The organism is Nocardioides sp. P86 (assembly GCF_023712465.1).
GTDB classification, from domain to species: Bacteria; Actinomycetota; Actinomycetes; order Propionibacteriales; family Nocardioidaceae; genus Nocardioides; species Nocardioides kribbensis.
On sequence record NZ_JAMAYE010000004.1, the window covers coordinates 146194 to 168523 of the forward strand.

The window sequence follows — 22330 nt, forward strand, 5'->3', positions numbered from 1 at the left end:
CGGTGACCGTCGCCGGCCTGCTGCTGGCCGCCGGCGCCGGTCGGCGGATGGGCACGCCGAAGGCGCTCGTCGACGACTGGCTGGTGCGCGGCGTCGCCACGCTGCGCGACGGCGGCTGCGACACCGTGACCGTGGTGCTCGGCGCCGCCGTGGAGGAGGCCGTGGCGCGACTCGAGGGCACCGACGCCGACCACGTGGTGGCGCAGGACTGGCACCGCGGCATGTCGGCGTCGCTGGCCGCCGGTCTCGCCGCCCTCGGGCGCGACGGGCGTGACGGGGGCGGGCCGCCCGAGGTCGCCGTCGTCAGCCTGGTCGACCTGCCCGACGTGGGTCCCGCGGTGCTGCGGCGGCTGCTGGCCGAGCCCCGCGGCGCCGCCACCCTCGCCCGGGCCTCCTACGCCGACGGACCCGGCCACCCGGTGCTGCTCGGTCGCGACCACTGGGCGGGGGTGCGCGCCGCGGCCACCGGCGACCGCGGGGCCCGCGACTACCTGCGCAGCCACCCCGTCGAGCTCGTCGACTGCTCCGACCTCGCCACCGGCCGCGACGTCGACAGCCGCTGAGCGTGGCCCCGGTGGACCCCGTGCCCCCCGACCCGACCGCCCCGGTGCGGCTGCAGCCCCTCACGCGCGCGCGGGTGGCCGACCTCGGCGAGCCGGCCCGCGCCTGGGCCGCCGGCCTGCCCGCCGTGCTCGCCGAGCTCTGCGCGCGCTGGGGGCTGACACCGGGGCGCAGGCTGCCCGGCGGCAGCGCGTCGTACGTCGTGGGCGCGAGGACCGCCCGCGGCGAGGAGCGCGTGCTCAAGCTGCGCCTGCCCGACCCCGCGCTGGCCGACGAGGCCGGTGCCCTGCGACGGGCCGACGGCCGCGGCCACGTGCTGCTGCACGACCACGACGAGCGCCACGACGCGCTGCTGCTCGAGGCGCTGGGCGGGTCGCTGGAGCAGTCGCCCCTCGCGCCGTACGACGCCCTCGCGGTGCTGGCGGCCACCCTGCGCGAGGCCTGGACCGTGCCGCTGCCCGAGGGCCCGACGCCACCCCCGGGGGAGCGCGCCCTCGCCCGGGCCGCGCTGCTGCGCCGCCGCGACGCCGACCTCGGCCGGCCCTGCGACCCCCGCGTGCTGGCCGCCGCCCTCGACGCCGCCGAGCGGCGCGCCGGGGCCGACGACCCCGCCCGCCACGTGGTGCTGCACGGCGACCCCCACCCGGCCAACGCGCTGCACGTGCGCACCCCGCGACCCGGCGCCCCTGCGGGGTGGGTGCTCGTCGACCCCGACGGGGTGCGCGGCGACCCCGCCCACGACCTCGGGGTCGCGCTGCGCGACTGGACCTCGCGGCTGGTCGGTCCCGACCCGCGCGGTGTGCTGCGCGACTACGCCGCCAGGCTCGCCGACGCCACCGGTGAGGACGCCGACGCGGTCTGGGACTGGGGCTACCTCGAGCGGGTCTCCACGGGGCTCTACGTGCTGTCCTTCGGCGCCGACACGCTGGGTCGGCGCTTCCTCGACTCCGCCCGCGCGCTGCTCGACTGACCGGGTCAGCGGGCCCGGCGGATCCGGATCGCGCCCTTGGCGGTGGAGGGGTCGACGACGCGGCCGCCCTGGGTGATCTCGACCTCGCCGGCCGCCACGAGCCGCCGGGCCGCGCGGCGCGCCGGCTCCATCAGCTCGCGCCAGCCCTCGTCCTCGGCCGGCCCGACGGCCCGGGCGGCGTCGGAGGGGCAGATCGTCGACGTGCGGGCGCGGGCGGCGAGCAGGTCGAGGATGGCGGCCTCGAGCCGGCGGTCGGTGTCGGTGACGCCGTGACGGCGGCACGAGGTGGAGCAGTACTTCACCGAGTCCCAGTCGCGCTCCCACTTCTTGCGCCACTCGATGGTGCGCCCGCACGACGCGCAGGTCTTGGGCTCGGGCACGCTCACGCCCCGAGTCTGCCTCCTCCGGCCAACCCGGGACCAACACCGCCCCGTCTACGGTGGGCCGATGCAGCCGACCCCTCCCGCGAGCCCGTCCGACGTCGCGACGCTGCTGGGCTCGACGGGCTACCTCTGCGACGACGACCTCGCCACCGTCGCCTTCCTCGCCCTGCGCATGGAGCGCCCGCTGCTGCTCGAGGGCGAGCCCGGCACGGGCAAGACCGCGCTGGCCGAGGCGCTCGCGCAGACCCTCGACCTGCCCCTCGTGCGGCTGCAGTGCTACGAGGGCATCGACGCCACCCAGGCGCTCTACGACTGGGACTTCCCCCGCCAGATCCTCCACCTGCGCGCCCTCGAGGCCGCCGGCGGCGCCGACGCCGAGGAGGCCGAGAAGAGCCTGTACGACGAGCGCTTCCTGCTCGCCCGCCCCGTGCTCGCGGCCCTCCAGCAGAGCCCGGCCGTGCTGCTGGTCGACGAGGTCGACCGCGCCGACGACGAGTTCGAGGCCTTCCTGCTCGAGGTGCTCTCGACCTACCAGGTCTCGATCCCCGAGCTCGGCACCGTCGCGGCGGCGACCCCGCCGATCGTGGTGCTCACCTCCAACCGCACCCGCGAGCTCCACGACGCCCTCAAGCGGCGCTGCCTCTACCACTGGATCGACCACCCGGGCCTGGAGCGCGAGGTGGAGATCGTGCGCTCCCGCGCGCCCGAGGTGTCGGAGACCCTGGCCCGGCAGGTGGTGACCCTGGTGCAGCAGCTGCGCGAGGGCGGCTCGCTGCAGAAGCCGCCGGGCGTCGCGGAGACGCTCGACTGGGCGCGCGCGCTGGAGCACCTCGGTGCCGAGCACCTCGACCTGGAGACCGCCGCCCGCACGCTGGGCGCCCTGGTGAAGTACCGCGAGGACGCCGAGCGCGTGCGTCACGCGCTCGACCGGGTGCTCACGGCGTGAGCGTGCCGGCCGACACCCGGGAGGCCCCCGCCGAGGCCGGTCACGGGGCCGACGAGATCCTGCTGGCCTTCACCCGGGCGCTGCGCGCCGCGGGGGTCGGGGTCACCTCCGACCGCGCCCAGACCTTCCTCGCCGCCGCGTCGGTGGTCGGGCTCGACGACGTCGACGCCACCCGGTGGGCCGGCCGGGCCACGCTGTGCGCCGGACCTGACGACCTGGTGCGCTTCGACCAGGTCTTCGAGGCGTGGTTCAACGCCCGCGACGGTCTGCCCCGCACGGTGCCCACCCCGCCGACCGCCCCGACCGCGTCGCAGCTGCCGGAGTCCGACGCCGCGGGCGGGGCGGGCTCCGAGGCCGACGCCGACCTGGTGCGCGCGATGGCCAGCGACACCGAGGTGCTCCGCCAGCGCGACGTGGCCGGCATGACCCACCACGAGAAGGCCCGGCTCGCGGCGATGTTCGCCACCCTGCGGGTGCGCCCGCCGCGGCGGCGTACGCCACGGCACCAGGGGTGGCACCGCGGCGACGTCGACGCGGCCCGCACGCTGCGCGCCAGCCTGCGCCGCATGGGGGAGCCCTCGGAGATCGCGTGGCGCCGCCGCGCCACCCGCCCGCGGCGCGTGGTGCTGCTCGTCGACGTGTCGGGGTCGATGAGCGGCTACGCCGACGCGCTGCTGCGCCTGGCCCACCGCATCACCCTGGCCACCGCCGACGCGGCCGGGCGCGCGGGGTCGGTGGAGACCTTCACCGTCGGCACCCGGCTGACCCACCTGACCCGGGCCATGCGGCTGCGCGACCCCGAGCGGGCGCTGGTCGCCGCCGGCGAGACGGTGCCCGACTGGTCGGGCGGCACCCGGCTGGGGGAGTCGCTGCGGCTCTTCCTCGACCGCTGGGGCCAGCGCGGCATGGCCCGCGGGGCCGTCGTGGTCGTCTTCAGCGACGGCTGGGAGCGCGGCGACCCCGCGCTGCTGGCCGAGCAGGTGGAGCGGCTGCACCGCGTCGCCCACCGTGTGGTGTGGGTCAACCCCCACCGCGGCAAGGCCGGCTACGCGCCGGTGCAACAGGGCGTGCTGGCCGTGCTGCCGCACGTCGACGACTTCGTCGCCGGCCACTCGCTGGCGACCTACACGGAGCTGTGCGAGGTGATCGGTCGTGCGTGAGGTGCTGCCCGAGCTGATGGAGTGGTGGGAGGCCGGCGAGACCGTCGGCGTGGCCACCGTCGTCGCGACCTTCCAGTCGGCGCCGCGCCCGCCCGGCGCCTCGATGCTGGTGGGCCCCGACGCCTCGGCGGTGGGCTCGGTCTCCGGCGGCTGCGTCGAGGGCGCGGTCTACGAGCTGGCCCAGGAGGTGGTCGGCTCGGGTGCCCCGCAGCTCGAGCGCTACGGCGTCTCCGACGACGACGCCTTCGCCGTCGGGCTGACCTGCGGCGGCATCCTCGACGTCTACGTCGAGAAGGTCAGCCGCGAGACCTTCCCCGAGCTGGCCGAGATCGCCGACGACATCGCGCAGGGGCGGCCGGTGGCCGTCGCCACCGTCATCGAGCACCCCGACCCCGCGTGGCGCGGGCGGCGCGTCGTGGTGCGCCCCGAGACCGAGGGACTGGCCGCGGGCAGCATCGGCTCGCCGCGCGCCGACGACGCGGTGCGCGACGACGCCCTCGGCCTGCTCGCCACCGGCACCAGCGCCGTCCTCGGCTACGGCCCCGACGGGGAGCGCCGCGGCGAGGGCATGCGGGTCTTCGTGTGGGCCTTCGCACCCAAGCCGCGGATGCTCGTCTTCGGCGCCATCGACTTCGCCGCGGCCGTGGCCCGGGTCGGGGCGTTCCTCGGCTACCACGTCACCGTCTGCGACGCCCGGCCCGTCTTCGCCACGGCCAGCCGCTTCCCCGAGGCCGACGAGGTCGTCGTGGACTGGCCCCACCGCTACCTCACCGCCGAGCACGAGGCGGGTCGCGTCGACGGGCGCACCGTGCTCGCCGTGCTGACCCACGACCCCAAGTTCGACGTGCCGCTGCTCGAGGTGGCCCTGCGCCTGCCCGAGGTCGCCTACGTCGGGGCCATGGGCTCGCGCCGCACCCACGACGACCGCCTCGCGCGGCTGCGCGAGGTGGGGCTCACCGAGGCCGAGATCGCCCGGCTCTCCAGCCCGATCGGGCTCGACCTGGGCGCCCGCACCCCCGAGGAGACCGCGATCAGCATCGCCGCCGAGATCATCGCCGGGCGCTGGGGCGGCAGCGGTGAGCGGCTCGCGAGCACCGACGGCCGGATCCACCACCACGACCGTCCCGTGCTGGGGGTCTGAGACCCGGGCCGGGGCGGTGCCCGGGCCGTCACGACGAGGTGAACAGGTGTGACCGCGATCACCCGTCCGGTGCTACCGTGGGCCCGGACCAGGCGGGATGCCGGCTCGTGCCGGGCGGAGATGTCAGGGGTGGGCATGACGGGCAGCGACCTCCAGGCGCGCAGGTACGACGCGGTCCGCGCCTGGACCTCCTTCGTCGAGCGCGGTGACGAGGCCGAGGCCCTCGTGCGCCCGGAGATCCTCACCAGCTGGACCCGCTCGTCGCGTGCGGTCTCGAAGGACCTCACCGAGGCACCCCTGGCCGACGAGGGCGAGACCGAGGCCTACTGGCGCGAGTCGCCGCTGGCCGTCGCCGTCGAGCGGGTGGAGTCCGAGCTGCGCCGCACCGCCGAGGACGGCGACCTGGTCGTCGCGGTCACCGACCCCGAGACCCGGATCCTGTGGACCTACGGCGGGCGGGTGATGCGCCGCAAGGCCGAGAGCGTCAACTTCGTCGCCGGCGCCCGCTGGGACGACCGCTCGGCCGGCACCAACGCCCTCGACCTGGCCAACCGCCTCGACGCCCCCAGCATGGTCTTCAGCGCCGAGCACTACGCCTCGATCGTGCACAACTGGGTCTGCTGGGCCGCCCCGCTGCACGACCCGGTGACCGGGCGCCAGCTCGGCGTGCTCGACCTCTCCACCACCTGGGACCGCACCCACCCGATCGGCATGGCCACCGCCCGCGTGATGGCGCGCCTCATCGAGGGCGCGATGCCCCACACCCACCACGACCCCGCCGCGGCCCTGCTGGAGGAGACCGGCGACCCCGGGCTGGTGATGACCCTGCTCGGCACGGCCGAGTCGCGCCTCGACGGCCAGCGCCTGCTGCTCAACCGCCGCCAGACCGAGGTGCTGGCGCTGCTGGCGCTGCACCCCGGTGGGCTGTCGCTGGAGCAGCTGCACGCGATGGTCTACGGAGACCAGGCCGTCACCTTCTCCACGCTCAAGGCGGAGGTCTCCCACCTGCGCGCCGCCCTGGGCGGGCAGCTCTCCTCGCGGCCCTACCGGCTGCTGATGCCGGTGGCCACTGACGTCGAGCAGGTGCTCGCCCTCCTGCGCCGCGGCCAGGTCCGCGCCGCCGTCGACGCCTACGGCGGCGACCTGCTGCCCGGCACCAACTCCCCGGCCCTCAGCGAGCTGGGAGAGTACGTCGCGGTCGCCCTGCGCGAGGCCCTCCTGGCCGACCCCCAGCCCGACGCGGTGCTGCGCTACGGCGAGCTCGCGCCCTACGACACCGAGGTCGTCGAGCGCTGCGTGGCGGCGCTGTCGGCGCAGCCCGGCCCCCACCCCGCGCTGCCGCTGCTCAAGGGCCGCCTCGCCGCCGCCGACGGCTGATCCCTCCCGGATGAGACGGCCCGCCGGAGGCCAACCCAGCACCAACCAGACCGACCTAGCGTGATGCGCACCACAGTCACCCTCAGGGAGAGTCCATGACCCGGATCAACCTCACCGTCGACGGCGCCACGGTCGCCGACGACGTCGAGCCGCGCATGCTGCTCGTGCAGTACCTCCGCGAGAAGCTCGGCAAGACCGGCACCGTCATCGGCTGCGACACCAGCAACTGCGGCGCCTGCACCGTGCACCTCGACGGCACCAGCGTGAAGTCCTGCAACGTCCTGGCCGTGCAGGCCGACGGCTCGGAGGTCACCACGATCGAGGGCCTGGCCCAGGACGGCCGGCTGCACCCCGTGCAGGAGGCCTTCCGCGAGTGCCACGGCCTCCAGTGCGGCTTCTGCACCCCGGGCATGATCATGCAGAGCGTCGACCTGCTCAAGGACAACCCCGACCCGAGCGAGGAGGAGATCCGCCTCGGGCTCGAGGGCAACCTCTGCCGGTGCACGGGCTACCACAACATCGTGAAGTCGGTGCAGCACGCGGCCTCGCAGGGCGCCGCGGGCGGCTCCGCCGTCACCCAGGCCGCCGGAGGTGCCCAGTGACCGCCACCCAGGAGCGTCCCGCCGAGGCCGCCAAGGAGATCGGGCGGGACCGCCGCCGCAAGGAGGACCAGCGCCTCATCACCGGGCGCACCCGGTGGACCGACAACATCGTGCTGCCCGGCATGGTCCACGTGGCCATGGTCCGCAGCCCCTTCGCCCACGCCAAGATCACCGGCATCGACAAGTCCGCGGCCGAGGCCTCGCCCAACGTGGTCAGCGTGATCACGGGCGCCGACGTCGCCGACGTGCAGGGCGCGCTGCCCAACGCCTGGCCGATCACCCCCGACCAGGTCGCGCCGGCCCACCCGCCGATCGCCGTCGACCGGGTCGTGTTCGCCGGCGAGATCGTGGCCGTCGTGGTGGCCCGCAGCGCCGCCGAGGCCCGCGACGCCGCCGAGCTGGTCGACGTCGACTACGACGAGCTGCCCGCCGCCCTCGAGCTGAAGGCCGCCGCCGAGGCGACCCCGGAGAACGGCGGCGCGCTCGCGCACCCCGACCTGGGCACCAACAAGTCGGCGTTCTGGAAGTTCGACTCCGCCGAGGCCGGCACCGGTGGCAACGTCGACGAGGCCATCGCCAAGGCGCGCACCGACGGCGTCGTGCTCGAGCGGGAGTACCGCCAGCAGCGCCTCATCCCGGCCTTCATGGAGCCGCGCTCCACGGTCGTCGACCCCACGGGCGAGCAGATCACCATGTGGTCGGCCACCCAGATCCCGCACATCCTCAAGTTCCTGCTCGCCGCCGTCACCGGCGTCTCGGAGTCGAAGATCCGCGTGATCGCCCCCGACGTGGGCGGCGGCTTCGGCGGCAAGCTGCAGACGACGCCGGAGGAGTTCATCACCTTCCTGCTGGCCCGTCGCCTCGGCAAGCCGGTCAAGTACACCGAGACCCGCTCGGAGTCGCTGATGGCCGCCCACCACGGGCGCGACCAGTGGCAGAAGCTCACCATCTCGGCCGAGAAGGACGGCACCGTCACCGGGCTCAAGGTCGAGCTGCTGGCCGACCTGGGCTCGCACGTCTCGCTGATCGGCGGCGGCGTGCCCGTGCTCGGCGCCTTCATGTTCAACGCGATCTACAAGTTCCCGGCCTACCAGTTCAACTGCCAGACCGTGCTGACCAACAAGACCTGGACCGACGCCTACCGCGGCGCCGGGCGCCCGGAGGCCACCTTCGGCATCGAGCGGATCATGGACGACCTCGCCGCCGAGCTGGGCGTGGACCCCTTCGAGCTGCGTGAGAAGAACTGGATCAAGCACGAGGAGTTCCCGTTCACGACCGTGGCCGGCCTGGAGTACGACTCCGGCAACTACGAGGCCGCCACGGCCAACGCCAAGGCGATGTTCGGCTACGACGAGCTGCGCGCGGAGCAGAAGCGGCGCCGTGAGGCCGGCGACCGGGTCCAGCTCGGCATCGGCGTGTCGACCTTCACCGAGATGTGCGGCCTGGCGCCCTCGCGGGTGCTCGGCTCCCTCGACTACGGCGCCGGCGGCTGGGAGCACGCCAGCGTGCGGATGCTGCCCACCGGCAAGGTCGAGGTGCTCACCGGGGCCTCCGCCCACGGCCAGGGCCACGAAACGGCCTTCAGCCAGATCGTGGCCGACCGCCTCGGGGTGGCCTTCGAGGACGTCGAGATCCTGCACGGCGACACCCAGGTGGCCCACAAGGGCCTCGACACCTACGGCTCGCGCTCGCTGGTCGTCGGCGGCGAGGCCATCGTCAAGGCCGCCGACAAGGTCATCGACAAGGCCAAGGTCATCGCGGCCCACCTGCTGGAGGCCTCCGAGGACGACCTGGAGTTCTCCGGCGGACGCTTCAGCGTCAAGGGCACCGACCAGGGCCTGGCCATGGCCGAGGTGGCGCTGGCGACCTTCGCGGCGCACAACCTGCCCGACGGCGTGGAGCCCTCGCTCGACTCCGACGCGACCTTCGACCCGGTGAACTTCAACTACCCCCACGGCACGCACCTGTGCGCGATGGAGGTCGACACCGAGACCGGCCAGGTGACGATGCGCAAGTACGCCGCCTGCGACGACATCGGCAACATCATCAACCCGCTCATCGTCGAGGGCCAGCTGCACGGCGGCCTGGTGCAGGGCATCGCCCAGGCGCTGTGGGAGGAGGCGGTCTACGACGACGCCGGCACGCTGGTGACCGGCTCGTTCGTCGACTACCTGCTGCCGACGGCGGCCGACACGATCAGCTTCGACCTCGACCACACCACCTCCCCGGCGACGACCAACACGCTGGGCACCAAGGGCGTGGGCGAGGCCGGCACGATCGCCTCCACCCCGGCCGTGGTCAACGCCGTGGTCGACGCGCTGCGCCCGCTGGGCGTCGACGACGTGCGCATGCCGTGCACGCCGGAGCGCGTGTGGAAGGCCATCAACGACGCCCGAGGTGGGCAGAAGGCCGAGACGGTCGGTGCGGCCGCGCCGCACTTCGACCCCTCGACCGGCATGGAAGGCACCGTCGACCGCACGACCGGAGGAGCGGACGCATGATCCCCGCACAGTTCGACTACCTGGCGCCCACCACCGTCGAGGAGGCCGTCGCGGCCCTCGTCGAGCACGGTGACGACGCCAAGATCCTGGCCGGAGGCCAGAGCCTGCTCCCCGTGCTGCGGATGCGGCTCAACGCCCCCGAGATGGTGATCGACCTCAACCGCATCGACTCCCTGCGCGGGATCACCGACGACGGCGACGCGATCCGCATCGGCGCGATGACCCAGCACTCGGTCGTGGAGCACGACCCGCTGGTGGAGGAGCACGCGCTGCTCATCCACCGCGCGGTCGAGCACCTGGCCGACCTCCAGATCCGCCACCGCGGCACCTTCGGCGGGGCCCTGGCCCACGCCGACCCCGCCGGCGACCTGGGCGCCCCGGCGCTCGCGCTGGGGGCGCAGTTCGTCATCCAGGGCCCGAACGGCTCGCGCACCGTCGAGGCCGACGACTTCTTCGTCGACCTCTTCGAGACCGCCATCGGCGAGGACGAGATCCTCACCGCGGTGCGGGTGCCCAAGCACACCGGCTGGGGCGCGCACTACGAGAAGTTCGTCCGCGTGGCCCACCAGTGGCCGATCGTGGCCATCGCGGCCACGGTCAAGGCCGAGGGCGGGGTGATCACCGAGGCCCGCGTCGGCATGACCAACATGGGCTCGACCCCGCTGCGCGCCCGTGCGGTGGAGGACGCCCTGCGCGGGCAGCCGGCCACCGACGAGGCCGTGCGGGCGGCCGCCGCCCACGCCACGGAGGGCGCCAACCCGCCCTCCGACCTCAACGGCGACGCGGCGTACCGCAGCCACCTGGCCACGGTGCTGACCCGCCGCGCGGTGCTCGCGGCAGCGGGGGCCTGAGGCCCGTGGACCTCACCCACCGCTTCACCGTGCCCACCGGCGTCGAGGAGACCTGGGCGCACTTCCAGGACATCCAGGGGCTGGCCGAGTGCTTCCCCGGCGCCACCGTCACCTCGGTCGAGGACAGCACCTTCACCGGCTCCTGCAAGGTCAAGCTCGGCCCGATCGCCTTGGTCTACAACGGCTCGGGCACCTTCGTGGAGAAGGACGACACCGACCACCGGTTCGTCGTCGACGCGAAGGGCAAGGACAAGCGCGGCAACGGCACGGCCGGCGCCAAGGTCAAGCTCTCGATGCAGGCCTCGTCGCAGACCCCGGGGTCGACCGACGTGGAGGTGCTCACCGACCTGGCGATCACCGGCAAGCCGGCGCAGTTCGGCCGCGGCGTCATGCAGGACGTCTCCGACAAGCTGCTCGGGCAGTTCGTGGGCTGCCTGGAGCAGCGGCTGAGCGGACCGTCGGGCGAGGAGGTCGCGGCGCAGTCGGCCGCGGCCGCCCCGCCCGTGGACCCGGCGGCGGCCTCGGCCCCGGCGGGGGAGACCAGCGCCCCGTCGGCCATGGGCGCGCCCGCGGCTCCCGCGGCCCCTGCGCCGGTCTCGGCGGTCCCGCGCCACGCGGCGCCCCCGCCGCAGGACGACGCGCTCGACCTGGGCGCCGCGGTCATCCCGATCCTGGCCAGGACCTACTGGCGCCAGGCCGCGGCCGGCCTCGGGGTGCTCCTGGTCCTGCGCTGGCTCCTCGGGCGGCGCTGACCCGCCACGACCCACCCGTCGTGACCCACCCGTCACGACCGACCCGACGCCCTCCCCGCACCCGCGGGGAGGGCGTCGTCGTGCGTGCGGGGCGTTCCCGGCGGTCCTCTAGAGTCGCAGCAGCGGCCGCCGGCCGCCCTGACCCGGGGGAGCGCGTGGACCAGTACCAGTACCTGCTCGTCCTGGCCGGCTGCCTGCTGATCACCCTCCCGCTCGAGCTCGTGCTCGGCGCGCGGGTCTGGCGCCGGCCCCGACGACTCCTGCTCACCCTGCTGCCCGTGGTGGTCGTCTACTCCGTCTGGGACGTCCTGGCCATCGAGAGCGGCATGTGGGACTACAGCGAGCGCTTCACCACCGGCATCCTGCTGCCCTTCGCGATGCCGCTGGAGGAGCTGGCCTTCTTCGTGGTCATCCCGATCTGCGGCCTGCTGACCCTGGAGGCCGTCGGCAACGTGCTGGCGGGCCTGCGGGCCCTGCGCGCGGGGGCCGGGCTACGCGAGGCGGCGCTGGTCGTGCACCGCGGAGGTGCGCGCTGATGCTGCTCTACACCGTGCCCGCCGTGCTGTCGGTGCTCGTGGTGGTCCTGGTCGAGCTGCTGTGGCTGCGCACCGGCGTCTTCCGCACCGCCCGCTACTGGCTGGCCATGCTCATCGTGCTGGGCTTCCAGGTGCCCGTCGACGGCTGGCTGACCAAGCTCTCCGACCCGATCGTGCTCTACGAGGAGGCCGAGATGACCGGCGTCCGCTTCCCGTGGGACATCCCGGTCGAGGACTTCGCCTTCGGCTTCGGCATGGTCACCCTGACCATGCTCGTCTGGCTCCGCCTCGGCGAGAGCGAGGACCGCCGCGCCCGCACCCCGTCCCTCCAGGAGACCCCGTGACCCCCTCGACCGCCGCCAGCTCCCGCACCACCGGGGTCGACCTCGACGCGGTGCCCGACGCCTTCGACGGCGTCGCCTCGACCTACGACCTCATGGTCGCGCTCAACCCGGGCTACCACGCCCACCTGCGCGCGTCGGCCGACGTGCTGGTCGCCGCGCTGCCCCGCGACCTCGACCGGCCGGTGCGCCTCGCCGACCTCGGCTGCGGCTCGGGGGCCTCGACCGCGGCCCTGGAGGCCGCGCTGCGCGACGCCGGCCTCGACTACGAGCTGCTCGGCGTCGACGGCTCCGCGGGCATGCTCGCCCAGGCCCGTCGCAAGCCCTGGCGCGGTGCCGTGCGCTTCCTCCAGGGCAACGCCGAGACGCTGACGCCCGCCTCGCTGGCGCCCGGTGCGCCGAGCGGTGCCCCGGTCGAGGGCTACGACGGGGTGTTCGCGGCCTACCTCTTCCGCAACGTCGACGCCCGCGACCGGCTGCTCGCCCAGGTGCGCGACCTGCTCGTGCCGGGCGGTTCGCTCGTGGTGCACGAGTACAGCGTCGAGGAGAGCCGCTCGGGACGGGTCAAGTGGGACGTCGTGTGCTGGGGCGTGGTCGTGCCGCTGGGCCTGCTGACCGCCCCCCGCAGCAGCATCTACCGCTACCTGTGGCGCAGCGTGGTGGACTTCGACGGCGCCGAGCGCTTCCGCAGCCGCATGGTCGCCGCCGGGCTCGAGCAGGTGCGCAGCCGCACCTTCGGGGGCTGGCAGAAGGACGTGCTGCACACCTTCCACGGACGCCGGCCCCGCGCCGCAGGGACGGCCTGACGTGCCCGCCGCGAGCGGTGCGACCGGCGCCTGGCGCCCCGGCGTCGACCCTCGGGCCGTGTGGCACCCGCCGGTCGACGGCCCGCACGACGCCGACGACGCGGGTCGCCACCACGTGGTGGTGGTCGGCGGCGGCATCGCCGGCCTGGCCGCCGCGACCGGGCTGGCCGAGCGCGGCGTACGCGTGACGCTGCTGGAGTCGACGCCGCAGCTCGGCGGACGCGTGGCGTCCTGGTCGGTGGAGGCCGGCGGCGGCACCACCACGATGAGCCGCGGCTTCCACGCCTTCTTCCGGCAGTACTACAACCTGCGGGCGCTGCTGCGCCGCGCCGACCCCGCGCTCGAGCGGCTGCGCGCGGTCGAGGACTACCCGCTGGTGCTGGCCGGCGGGCCCACCGACTCCTTCAGCGACATCCCGCGGACCCCGCCGCTGAACATGATGGCCTTCGTCGCGCGCTCGCCGAGCTTCCGCCTGCGCGACCTCGCCGCCGTCGACGTGCACGCCGCGATGGGCCTGCTCGACGTCGCCTTCCCGCGCACGTTCGTCGAGCACGACGGCATCAGCGCCGCCGAGGTGCTCGACCGGCTGCGCTTCCCCCACGACGCGCGGCACCTCGCCCTGGAGGTCTTCGCCCGCTCGTTCTTCGCCGACCCCCGCGACTTCTCCGGCGGCGAGCTCGTGGCGATGTTCCACGCCTACTTCCTCGGCTCGTCGGAGGGCCTGCTCTTCGACGTGCCGACCGACGACTACGACACCTCGCTGTGGGCGCCCCTGGGACGCCACCTGGCCGGGCTCGGGGTCGACGTGCGCACCTCCTGCGCCGCCGCCGCCCTGCGCGAGGGAGCCGACGGGCGGGTCGTCGTGGTCACCGGCGACGGTGGGGAGCTCGCGGCCGACGCAGTGGTCCTGGCCACCGACCGGGCCCCCCTGCAGCGGCTCGTGGGCGACGCCGGATGGCTCGGCGACGCGACCTGGCGCGGCGCGCTGGCCGCCCAGACCTCGGCCCCGTCCTTCGCCGTGTGGCGGCTGTGGCTCGACCGCCGCGTCGCCGCGGGGAGCCCACCCTTCCTGGCCACCAGCGGCTTCGGTCCCCTCGACAACGTCTCGGTGCTCGAGCTCTTCGAGGAGGGCGCGGCGCGCTGGTCGCGACGGCACGCGGGGTCCGTGGTCGAGCTGCACGCCTACGCCGTGCCCGCCGGCACCGACGACGCCGACCTGCGCGCGCGGCTGCGCACCGAGCTCGCGCGCCTGCACCCCGAGCTCGACGGCGCCGGCGTCGTGCACGAGGAGTGGCTCGTGCGCGAGGACTGCCCGATGGCCGGCACCGACCCGTGGGCCGAGCGCCCGGGCGTCGTGACCCCCGACCCCCGCGTCGTGCTCGCCGGCGACGGTGTGCGCTGCGCCCTGCCGGTGGCGCTCATGGAGCGCGCCGCCACCACCGGGTGGCAGGCCGCCGACACGCTGCTGGCCGGGTGGGAGGTCTCGGGGCACGGCGTCTGGAGCGTGCCCGTGACCGGGCGCCACCGGGTCGTGCCGGCGCTGCGCCGCGGCCTGGCCCGGGTGGCCCGCTGACGCGGGACCGGGCCGGCTACACGCCGTAGGACTCCCCGCGCGAGCGCAGCAGGTAGGACCGCTCGGCGTAGACCATGTCGTCGACCCACAGCCGGCGCGCGGTGGAGCGCATCGCCGGTCGCAGCAGCGGGGCCAGGTGGCGGGCCACCGCGAAGCCGGTGCGCTCGGAGGTCGCGACGGTGGCCTCGACCATCATCGTGCGCGGCCGGCCGGCGGCGTCGGGCCCCAGCGGGGTCGCGTGGGTCTCGACCACGCTCCCGGCGCCCTCGCCGTCGGTGATGGTCATGACGATCGTGCGGGCGTCGGGGCAGGCGAACTCCGCACGCACCGGCACGCCCCACGTGCGCGAGACGCGGAAGGTCACGTCGACGGTCAGCACCTCGTCGGTGCTGGCCGCCTCGTCGACGGTGAGGTGGCTGAAGGCGTAGGGGTGGAACCACGAGCCGTGCCACGGGTCGAGCCGGTTGGCGATGATGTCGCGCGGCTCGCAGGTGCCGGCGACCTCCACCACCGCGGCCACCGAGCTCGCGGCGTCGGGCCGCCGGGTGATCCTCGGCGCGTCGGCGGTGACCTCGCCCTGGGTGGGGACGCGCACCCACAGCAGCACCCCGTCGTCGTGCGCGGCGTACGCCGGCCAGCCCGGGGCGCCCGCGGGGTCGAGGGCCAGGCCGTGCCACTTGCAGACGACGGCGTCGGACATGACCTCGCAGTCGGTGAGCAGGGCCCCGAGGTGGGGGCACGAGCCCGGCCCGGCCGCGACGCCGGTGGAGGTGCGCCACACGACGACCTCGCGCCCGCCGACCGAGCGCACCAGCGAGCGCCGACCGAGGTCGCGGCTGGCGCCCACGACGTACCAGCCGCCCGGGTCGGCGGCGAGCGCCACGTCGAGGGCGCGCCGGATCCGGGCGGGGCGGGCCTCGCGCCAGGTCGGGGTCAGCTCGGTGCGCTTGGGCATCGGACGCAGGGCGAGCGGCACCCGGGGCGGGGCCTCGGGGTCGCGCTGGGCCAGCGAGCGGGCCGCCACGCCGGCCTTGCGCCACGTGGGCACCCGGGCGCGGGAGGAGAAGACGTCGTAGTCGGCGGCCTCGATGCGGTCGAGGATGCCGGCGTAGAGGACACGGGCGGTGCGCACGCAGCGCTGCGAGGGGCCCGGCAGGTGGGCGAGCCCGGCGTCGGCCTCGCGATAGAGCTCGCGGTTGCGGGCGATCTCGAAGCGCATCAGCTCGCGCCACTCCGGCGTGACCGCGCGGGCCGCGGGGTCGGCGGAGAAGCGCTCGAGGTCCTCCTGGGGCAGGTAGACCCGGCCCCGGTCGAGGTCCTCGTCGACGTCGCGCAGGAAGTTGGTGAGCTGGAAGGCCAGGCCCAGCGCGCGGGCCGGCTCGCGCGCGGCCGGGCTGGTGGGCTGGAGCACCGGCAGCATCATCTCGCCGATGACGGCCGCGGAGCCCTCCATGTAGTCGAGCAGGTCGTCCCAGCGGGCGTAGCGGGTGGTGTCGAGGTCCTGGGCCATGGCCCCGAAGAACCGGTCGAAGCACTCGGGGTCGATGCGCGCGTCGAGCACGGTGCGCGCGACCGCCGCGAGCACGGGGTCGTCGCTGGTGCCCGCGGCGACGGCGTCCTGGAAACGGTCGCGGAAGGCCTCGAGCGCCGCGGTCGTGGTCGCGACGCGGCCCTCGGTGGTGGCGCCGGCGGCGTCGACGATGTCGTCGGCCAGGCGGCACAGCGCGTAGACCGCGTGCACGTGGCGACGCTGGGGGGCCGGCAGGATCGCTGCGCCCCAGAAGTACGTCGTGCCGTGACGGCGGGTGAGCTCGGCGCAGCGGCGGTAGCCCTCGGCGAGGAGGTCGTCGTCGTGGTGGAGCAGAGCCGTCATCGGCCCACCGTACCGGCGGCGGGCCGCTGGGGTCGCCGGCTGCGTCCGGCCGCGGGCAGGAAGGTGGTGACCCGCTCGGCGGCGAGACGCCCCGAGACGAGCACCATCGGCACGCCCACGCCGGGAGTGGTGCCGGAGCCGGCGAAGAACAGCCCCGGCACCCGCTTCTCCACGTTCGGCGGGCGGAAGGGGCCGGTCTGCGGGAAGGTGTGGGCCAGCGCGAACGGCGTGCCGCGCTCCATGCCCATGCGCTGCCAGTCGACGGGGTCGACGAGCTCCTCGGCCACGACGTCGGTGGGGTAGCCCTCGCGGTCGAGGAAGCGCAGCAGCGACTCGCGGATCTTCGGGCGCTGCGTGCGCCAGTCGACGACGCCGTCGAGGTTGGGCACCGGCTCCAGCACGTAGAGCGTGTGGGCGCCCTCGGGGGCCAGCGACGGGTCGCTGAGCGAGGGCACCGTGACCAGGCGCGAGGGGTCGGGCATCATCTCGCCGCGCTTGATCAGCGCGTCGAAGGAGGAGTCCCAGGCGTCGGCGAAGTGGATGTTGTGGTGGTGCACGCCCTCGGGCAGCGACCCGCGCGCGCCGACGTGCCACACGACGGCGGAGGGGGAGTAGACCCCCTTGCGCACGGCGCGGTGGGGCTTGAGGTCGGGCAGCAGCTGGGAGTAGGCCACCGGGAGGTCGAGGGTGCAGACGACCGCGTCGGCGCGCAGCTGCTCGCCGCCGTCGAGCTCGACGCCGGCCACCCCGCCGTCGCCGCGGCGCAGCACGCGGGTCACCGTCGTGCCGTAGCGCAGCTCGGCGCCGCCGTCGGAGGCGGCCTGGGCCAGGGCGACCGGCACCTGGCTCATGCCGCCCTCGGGGAACCACACGCCCTCGATGCAGTCCATGTAGGTGATGACGGCGTAGAGGGCCAGCGCGTCGGAGGGCGGCAGCCCGGCGTACATCGCCTGGAAGGTGAACAGCCGCTGGAGGCGGTCGTCGTCGAAGCGGCGGCGGATGGCGGGGCCGAGGCGGCCGAAGCCGCCGAGGCGCACGAGCCGGGCGGCGGCGCCGGGGGAGGAGAGCAGGTCGAGCGGGGAGTCGAAGTTGCGGTCGATGAAGTGGGGCATCTCGACGTCGTAGAGGTCGCGCAGCCAGTCGACGAAGCCGTCGAAGGCGGCGGCGTCGTGGGCGCCGGCGACGCGGGCGATCTCCTCGCGCATGGCGTCGTGGCCGAACTTCACCAGGATCTCGGAGCCGTCGGCGTAGCGGGCGCGGTAGCCCGGGTCGAGGCGACGCATCGGCAGCAGCGTGTCGAGGTCGCCGCCGGCCGCGGAGACGACGTCGTCGAGCAGGTTGCGCATGGTGAGCACCGTCGGGCCGGTGTCGAAGGTGAAGCCCTCGCGGTGGATGCGGCCGGCTCGGCCACCGGGGATCGGCTCCCGCTCGACGACCGTCACCTCGTGCCCGCTGCCGGAGAGGTGGCACGCGGTGGCGAGGCCGGCGAGGCCTCCTCCGATGACGACGACGCTGCTCATGCTCGGCTCCTGGTGTGGGCGGTGGTGGTGTGTGCGGTCAGGTCGGGGCCCAGGGCGCGCGCCTGGAGGACGAGCCACGGGCTGAAGACGGCGGGGGTGCGGGTGACGGCGCCGTGGACGTCGGCCCAGGGCACCCAGGCGTGCTCGGCGACCTCCCCGGGGTGCGGGTCGAGCACCGGGTCGCGCTCCACCCGGGCGACGTGCACGGGGCAGACCTCGTGCTCGACGACGCCGGAGGCGTCGACAGCGCGGTAGCGGAAGTCGGGCAGCACCACGTCGACGTCCCCGAGCGCGAGGCCGAGCTCCTCGCGGGTGCGGCGGCGCACGGCGTCGGCGACGGGCTCGCCCGGTCGCGGGTGGCCGCAGCAGGAGTTGGTCCACACGCCGGGCCAGGCCTGCTTGCCCAGGGCGCGCCGGGTCAGCAGGGTGCGGCCGTCGGGGTCGAGCAGGTGCACCGAGAAGGCGAGGTGCAGCGGGGTGTCGGTGGTGTGCACCTCCAGCCGCGGCGCCGAGCCGGTCGGGCGACCCTCGTCGTCGAGCAGCACGACGTCGTCGGCCGGGTCGTCGGCCAGGTCGTCGGCCAGGCGGTCGGGACGGGCGGGCGCGGTCATGGCTGACCTCTCGGGAGGCGGGGCGTGCGGCTCCGACGGTAGCCGGGCCCACCACGCACGATCTCACCCTCGCGGCTCCTCACCGGTCGGGCAGGTGGGCCTGCCCGTGCGGGCGGTGGCCACGCCGGGTGGCGTTCCTAGGGTGGGGTGTGAAGGAGGTCACCCATGAGCCGATACGTCATCGAGCGCGACCTGCCCGGAGCCGGGGACCTGGACGACCGGGCGCTGCACGACCTCAGTGCCCGGTCCAACGAGGTGCTCGCCGGCCTCGACGACATCAGCTGGGTCGAGTCCTACGTCACCGACGACAAGTTGTTCTGCGTCTACGACGCCGCCGACCCCGCCCTCATCGAGGAGCACGCGAGCCGCGGGGGCTTCCCGTGCGACCGGATCAGCGAGGTCCGCTCCACCATCTCGCCCGAGACGGGGCACTGACCCGGCCCGTGGCGCGCCGCCGACCAACGTTCTGACAACGTCGGGCGGGCAGTGTGGTCCACGTCACGCAGGGGGAGGCCGTCATGTCCGCAACGCTCTCGCCGCGACGCGCGCCGGACGCCGGCACCGGGTCGACGCCGGGCCCGGGCACGGAGCCGGCCCCCGAGCGGGTGCCGCTGGTGAAGTTCCACGCCCCGGAGGTCGTGTTCGGGATCGGGTCGCTGGCCGAGGCCGGCTTCGCGGCCGCCAGGCTGGGCGCCCGGCGCCCCTTCGTGGTGACCGACCCCGGCATCATCGAGGCGGGCTGGGTCGACGCCCTGCTGGGCCACCTGCGCGAGGCGCGGCTCACGCCGGTCGTGTGGTCGGAGATCACGCCCAACCCCAAGGACCACGAGGTCCGCGCCGCCCACCGCCGCTACGTCGAGCAGGGCGCCGACGTCATCATCGCCCTGGGCGGCGGCTCGTGCGCCGACGCGGCCAAGGGGGTGGCCCTGCTCAGCGGCAACGGCGGCGACATCCTCGACTACGCCGGCGTCGACCGGGCGACGGCACCGATCCCGCCGCTGCTGGTCATCCCCAGCACCTCGGGCACGGGTGCCGACGTCTCGCAGTTCTGCATCGTCACCGACACCGAGCGGTCGGTGAAGATCACCATCATGGGCCGCGCCCTGGTGCCCGACATCTCGATCACCGACCCGCGGCTGCTGATGACGATGCCCGAGCAGCTCAACGCCGCGACCGGGCTCGACGCGCTGACCCACGGCGTGGAGGCCTTCGTGTCGCTGGCGCACAACCCCCTGGCCGACACCCACGCCCTCGCCGCGGTCGGGCTGGTGTGCGCCCACCTGCGCACGACGATGAGCCACCCGCGGCAGGAGGCGGCGCGCACGAAGATGGCGCAGGCCAGCCTGCAGGCGGGGCTGGCGTTCACCAACGCCATCCTGGGCGCCACCCACGCGATGAGCCACCAGGTCGGCGGGCTGCTCGACGCGCCCCACGGGGTGGTCAACGGCGTCCTGCTGCCGCACGTCATCCGCTACAACGCCCGCGCCACCCCCGACCGCTTCGTCGACCTGGCCGCCGCCGCGGGCCTCCCGGTCGCCGGCCTGCCCGGGGTGGAGGCGGCCGAGCTCCTCGCCGCCCACGTGCGACGGCTGGCCGACGACGTGGGCGTCCCCCGCGGGCTGCGCGCACTGGGGGTCGGCGAGCACGACGTGCCGCGCCTGGCGGCGACCACCCTCGACGACGCCTGCCTGACCACCAACCCGCGCCCGGCGAGCGCGGCCGAGGTGGAGCAGCTCTTCCGAGACGCGCTGTGAGCAGCACCGAGCGTCCCCTCGACGTCGCGACCCTCACCGGGGTCCGCTCCGGCAAGGGCTCCTACTACCGCGCCTACGTCCGCTCCGATGAGCGCATGCAGCGCGCGGTGCGGGCGATGGACTCGATCTCCCGGGCGCTCGTGCGCACGGTGGAGGGGCCGCGCAGCCTGCTCGAGGAGGTCGTGCGGGCCGCGGGCTCCCACCTCGACGCGAGCTGGACGATGCTGGCGCTCGCCGACGGGCACCTGCCCGGCGCGCGCCCGCGCTTCCTCCTGGTGGGGCCCGACGGCGGGGTGCACGACGAGGTCGCGGCCGTGCCGGCCGAGGTGCGGCGCGAGCTGGGTGCCGTGCGGGCCGGCCACGTCACCCGCAGCCGGGCCGACCAGCGCTGGGTGCGGGTGCCGATGAGCCTGGAGGGCCGCCACATCGGCAGCCTGGCCGGGCTCCACGGACTCGACGACGACCCCGAGCCGCGCGACCTGTCCGTGCTGCGCATCCTGGCCAACCAGGCGGCGGTCTCGCTGCACACCTCCGAGCAGTACCAGGCCGGCCTGGCCCTGCACCGCCGGGCCCAGCGGCTCTACGACGAGGCCACCGACCGCGCCCGCGACCTCGAGGACCGCACCCGTGAGCTGCGCCAGGCCGAGGAGCGTCTCGTCGTGGCCCACCAGCGCGAGCTGGTCGACCACGAGCGCCACCGCATCGCCCGCGAGCTGCACGACAGCGTGACCCAGTACGTCCTGTCGGCCGGGATGGCCGTCGAGGTCGCGCGGGGCGAGGCCGAGGACCTCGGCTCCGCCGGCGCCCCGATCCTGGAGCGGCTGGCCACCGCCAAGGCCCTGAGCCAGGAGGCGGTGGACCAGCTGCGCCGCGCGATCTACGCCCTCCACCAGCCCCACCGCGACACCGTGGGCACGCTGCCCGAGCTGCTCCACGAGGTCGCCGAGCACCACCGCCCCCAGCTGTCGGTGAGCGTGCGGGTCGAGGGCGACGCCCAGGTGCTGGCCGCCGACGCCGACCACGAGATCGCCCGCGCCGTGGGCGAGGCCCTCTTCAACGTCGCGACCCACGCCGAGGCGACGCGGGCGGTGGTGCGCCTGCGCTACCGCGCCGAGGAGATCCTCGTGAGCGTCGCCGACGACGGCACCGGCGACCCCACCGAGCTCGCCCGCCGCCTGCGCCTGGAGCGCGGCCCGGTGGTCGACGGCCGGCACCGCGGGCTGGTCAACATCGAGAGCCGCATCGGCGACCTGGGCGGCAGCGTCGTCTTCCGCCGGGCGCGGCTCGGCGGCGTGCGGGTCGAGATGCGCCTGCCGCTACCCCTCGTGGCGCCCCGCCACGCGGGAGTCATCCACGGCCTGGTCGGCACCGGGCAGAAGGAGCCACCATGGCCACGCTGAGCCCACCCCAGCCCGCCCGCCCCGCGCGGTCGGCGGGCGTCGACATCATGCTCGTCGACGACCACGCGATCGTGCGCCAGGGCCTGCGCTCGATCCTCGAGCGCGAGCAGGACCTGCGGGTGGTGGCGGAGGCCTCCACCGCGGCCGAGGCGATGACCGTGATCGGCCGGGCCTGTCCGGCCGTGGTGCTGCTCGACCTCAAGCTCTCGACCTCCTCCGACACCGAGGGCCTCGACCTGTGCGAGGCCCTCGTCGGGCGCTTCCCGGGCCTGGGCGTCCTCGTGCTCACCACCTTCCTCGACGACCAGCTCGTGCTGCGTGCGGTGCGGGCCGGGGCACGGGGCTACGTCGTCAAGGACGTCGACACCTCCGGCCTGGTGCGCGCCATCCGCGACGTGGCGCGGGGCGAGAGCGCCTTCGACGCCCGCAGCGCCGCCGCCATGGTGCGCGGGCTCAACACCCCGCCGCCCGAGGAGGCCCGCCACCTCACCCCGCGCGAGTGCGAGGTGCTGCGGCTGCTGGCCCGGGGGCTGTCCAACCGCGACATCGGGGCCCAGCTCTTCATCTCCGAGACCACCGCCAAGTTCCACGTCGGCAACATCCTGCGCAAGCTCGACGTCACCCGCCGCGCCGAGGCGGTCTACGAGGCCTCCAAGATGGGCGTGATCTGAG

At 75.0% G+C, this 22330-nt stretch carries 22 protein-coding genes; 18 read left to right on the forward strand and 4 right to left on the reverse strand.

The genetic code is table 11. The features are described 5' to 3' along the window. The first annotated feature begins 2 nt into the window (after positions 1 to 2). Both M3673_RS18370 and M3673_RS18375 read left to right on the forward strand, forming a co-directional pair. A complete protein-coding gene (locus tag M3673_RS18370; RefSeq protein WP_251535469.1) occupies positions 3 to 563 on the forward strand; it encodes an NTP transferase domain-containing protein in 561 nt (186 codons plus the stop codon). 11 nt (positions 564 to 574) lie between these two features. Further along, complete coding sequence (locus M3673_RS18375; protein WP_251535471.1) at positions 575 to 1531, forward strand: aminoglycoside phosphotransferase family protein; 957 nt, start codon at positions 575 to 577, stop codon at positions 1529 to 1531. A 5-nt stretch (positions 1532 to 1536) separates the two neighbouring features. Here the strand turns inward: M3673_RS18375 and M3673_RS18380 are convergent, their stop codons facing one another. Next, on the reverse strand, positions 1537 to 1917 hold the full coding sequence (locus tag M3673_RS18380) for a DUF2256 and DUF3253 domain-containing protein (protein WP_193666202.1): 381 nt from the start codon (positions 1915 to 1917) through the stop codon (positions 1537 to 1539). A gap of 61 nt (positions 1918 to 1978) precedes the next feature. Between M3673_RS18380 and M3673_RS18385 the strand changes: the two genes are divergently transcribed. The 12 genes from M3673_RS18385 (at position 1979) to M3673_RS18440 (ending at position 14500) form a co-directional block, all read left to right on the forward strand. Further along, a complete protein-coding gene (locus tag M3673_RS18385) occupies positions 1979 to 2860 on the forward strand; it encodes a MoxR family ATPase (RefSeq protein WP_056865834.1) in 882 nt (293 codons plus the stop codon). After that, a complete protein-coding gene (locus M3673_RS18390) occupies positions 2857 to 4020 on the forward strand; it encodes a VWA domain-containing protein (RefSeq protein WP_251535473.1) in 1164 nt (387 codons plus the stop codon). Before M3673_RS18385 ends, M3673_RS18390 begins: the two co-directional genes overlap by 4 nt. Then, on the forward strand, positions 4013 to 5161 hold the full coding sequence (locus M3673_RS18395) for an XdhC/CoxI family protein (RefSeq protein WP_193666201.1): 1149 nt from the start codon (positions 4013 to 4015) through the stop codon (positions 5159 to 5161). Before M3673_RS18390 ends, M3673_RS18395 begins: the two co-directional genes overlap by 8 nt. A 135-nt stretch (positions 5162 to 5296) precedes the next feature. Next, a complete protein-coding gene (locus tag M3673_RS18400) occupies positions 5297 to 6538 on the forward strand; it encodes a transcriptional regulator (RefSeq protein ID WP_228942228.1) in 1242 nt (413 codons plus the stop codon). A gap of 95 nt (positions 6539 to 6633) precedes the next feature. Next, positions 6634 to 7140 carry a (2Fe-2S)-binding protein gene (locus tag M3673_RS18405; protein WP_056865836.1) on the forward strand — a complete coding sequence of 169 codons (507 nt, stop codon included), beginning with the start codon at positions 6634 to 6636 and terminating at the stop codon, positions 7138 to 7140. After that, positions 7137 to 9641: a xanthine dehydrogenase family protein molybdopterin-binding subunit gene (locus M3673_RS18410; RefSeq protein ID WP_251535475.1), complete on the forward strand. Its 2505-nt coding sequence runs from the start codon at positions 7137 to 7139 to the stop codon at positions 9639 to 9641. Before M3673_RS18405 ends, M3673_RS18410 begins: the two co-directional genes overlap by 4 nt. Continuing rightward, a complete protein-coding gene (locus M3673_RS18415) occupies positions 9638 to 10492 on the forward strand; it encodes a xanthine dehydrogenase family protein subunit M (RefSeq protein WP_056865838.1) in 855 nt (284 codons plus the stop codon). The genes M3673_RS18410 and M3673_RS18415 overlap by 4 nt, the downstream gene beginning before the upstream one ends. Before the next feature lie 5 nt (positions 10493 to 10497). Further along, complete coding sequence (locus M3673_RS18420; RefSeq protein WP_251535477.1) at positions 10498 to 11244, forward strand: SRPBCC family protein; 747 nt, start codon at positions 10498 to 10500, stop codon at positions 11242 to 11244. 155 nt (positions 11245 to 11399) lie between these two features. Further along, a complete protein-coding gene (locus M3673_RS18425) occupies positions 11400 to 11780 on the forward strand; it encodes a lycopene cyclase domain-containing protein (protein ID WP_056865840.1) in 381 nt (126 codons plus the stop codon). Then, positions 11780 to 12124, forward strand: a complete 345-nt coding sequence (locus M3673_RS18430) for a lycopene cyclase domain-containing protein (protein ID WP_251535479.1) — start codon at positions 11780 to 11782, stop codon at positions 12122 to 12124. Before M3673_RS18425 ends, M3673_RS18430 begins: the two co-directional genes overlap by 1 nt. After that, positions 12121 to 12927 carry a class I SAM-dependent methyltransferase gene (locus tag M3673_RS18435; protein WP_251535482.1) on the forward strand — a complete coding sequence of 269 codons (807 nt, stop codon included), beginning with the start codon at positions 12121 to 12123 and terminating at the stop codon, positions 12925 to 12927. The genes M3673_RS18430 and M3673_RS18435 overlap by 4 nt, the downstream gene beginning before the upstream one ends. Before the next feature lie 58 nt (positions 12928 to 12985). Further along, on the forward strand, positions 12986 to 14500 hold the full coding sequence (locus M3673_RS18440) for an FAD-dependent oxidoreductase (RefSeq protein ID WP_308196188.1): 1515 nt from the start codon (positions 12986 to 12988) through the stop codon (positions 14498 to 14500). Between the two features lie 16 nt (positions 14501 to 14516). On the opposite strand, the gene M3673_RS18445 is transcribed toward M3673_RS18440, so the two are convergent. From M3673_RS18445 to idi, 3 genes are read right to left on the reverse strand one after another with little or no spacing between them, the layout of a single operon-like run. After that, on the reverse strand, positions 14517 to 16373 hold the full coding sequence (locus tag M3673_RS18445; RefSeq protein ID WP_251535484.1) for a DUF5914 domain-containing protein: 1857 nt from the start codon (positions 16371 to 16373) through the stop codon (positions 14517 to 14519). Then, positions 16370 to 17893 carry an NAD(P)/FAD-dependent oxidoreductase gene (locus M3673_RS18450; RefSeq protein WP_056903465.1) on the reverse strand — a complete coding sequence of 508 codons (1524 nt, stop codon included), beginning with the start codon at positions 17891 to 17893 and terminating at the stop codon, positions 16370 to 16372. Before M3673_RS18450 ends, M3673_RS18445 begins: the two co-directional genes overlap by 4 nt. Continuing rightward, positions 17890 to 18504, reverse strand: a complete 615-nt coding sequence (gene idi / locus M3673_RS18455; RefSeq protein ID WP_251535487.1) for an isopentenyl-diphosphate Delta-isomerase — start codon at positions 18502 to 18504, stop codon at positions 17890 to 17892. Before idi ends, M3673_RS18450 begins: the two co-directional genes overlap by 4 nt. 165 nt (positions 18505 to 18669) lie before the next feature. Between idi and M3673_RS18460 the strand changes: the two genes are divergently transcribed. The 4 genes from M3673_RS18460 to M3673_RS18475 all read left to right on the forward strand — a co-directional run bounded on the left by M3673_RS18460 (position 18670) and on the right by M3673_RS18475 (position 22329). After that, on the forward strand, positions 18670 to 18939 hold the full coding sequence (locus M3673_RS18460; RefSeq protein ID WP_251535488.1) for a DUF4242 domain-containing protein: 270 nt from the start codon (positions 18670 to 18672) through the stop codon (positions 18937 to 18939). Positions 18940 to 19022: 83 nt separating this feature from the next. Then, positions 19023 to 20258 (forward strand): iron-containing alcohol dehydrogenase, encoded by a 1236-nt coding sequence (locus M3673_RS18465; RefSeq protein ID WP_251535490.1) that lies wholly within the window; start codon positions 19023 to 19025, stop codon positions 20256 to 20258. After that, positions 20255 to 21658 carry a sensor histidine kinase gene (locus M3673_RS18470; protein WP_251535492.1) on the forward strand — a complete coding sequence of 468 codons (1404 nt, stop codon included), beginning with the start codon at positions 20255 to 20257 and terminating at the stop codon, positions 21656 to 21658. Before M3673_RS18465 ends, M3673_RS18470 begins: the two co-directional genes overlap by 4 nt. Beyond that, positions 21646 to 22329, forward strand: a complete 684-nt coding sequence (locus M3673_RS18475) for a response regulator transcription factor (RefSeq protein WP_251535494.1) — start codon at positions 21646 to 21648, stop codon at positions 22327 to 22329. Before M3673_RS18470 ends, M3673_RS18475 begins: the two co-directional genes overlap by 13 nt. The last annotated feature ends 1 nt before the right edge of the window (position 22330 follow it).

What these genes read in the sequence shown, in the direction of transcription:
- M3673_RS18450 (WP_056903465.1), bottom strand. Translation starts at nt 17,893, where the DNA reads ATGAGCAGCGTCGTCGTCATCGGAGGAGGCCTCGCCGGCCTCGCCACC.
- M3673_RS18405 (WP_056865836.1), top strand. Translation starts at nt 6,634, where the DNA reads ATGACCCGGATCAACCTCACCGTCGACGGCGCCACGGTCGCCGACGAC.
- M3673_RS18385 (WP_056865834.1), top strand. Translation starts at nt 1,979, where the DNA reads ATGCAGCCGACCCCTCCCGCGAGCCCGTCCGACGTCGCGACGCTGCTG.
- M3673_RS18465 (WP_251535490.1), top strand. Translation starts at nt 19,023, where the DNA reads ATGTCCGCAACGCTCTCGCCGCGACGCGCGCCGGACGCCGGCACCGGG.
- M3673_RS18400 (WP_228942228.1), top strand. Translation starts at nt 5,297, where the DNA reads ATGACGGGCAGCGACCTCCAGGCGCGCAGGTACGACGCGGTCCGCGCC.
- M3673_RS18445 (WP_251535484.1), bottom strand. Translation starts at nt 16,373, where the DNA reads ATGACGGCTCTGCTCCACCACGACGACGACCTCCTCGCCGAGGGCTAC.
- M3673_RS18430 (WP_251535479.1), top strand. Translation starts at nt 11,780, where the DNA reads ATGCTGCTCTACACCGTGCCCGCCGTGCTGTCGGTGCTCGTGGTGGTC.
- M3673_RS18415 (WP_056865838.1), top strand. Translation starts at nt 9,638, where the DNA reads ATGATCCCCGCACAGTTCGACTACCTGGCGCCCACCACCGTCGAGGAG.
- idi (WP_251535487.1), bottom strand. Translation starts at nt 18,504, where the DNA reads ATGACCGCGCCCGCCCGTCCCGACCGCCTGGCCGACGACCTGGCCGAC.
- M3673_RS18475 (WP_251535494.1), top strand. Translation starts at nt 21,646, where the DNA reads ATGGCCACGCTGAGCCCACCCCAGCCCGCCCGCCCCGCGCGGTCGGCG.
- M3673_RS18460 (WP_251535488.1), top strand. Translation starts at nt 18,670, where the DNA reads ATGAGCCGATACGTCATCGAGCGCGACCTGCCCGGAGCCGGGGACCTG.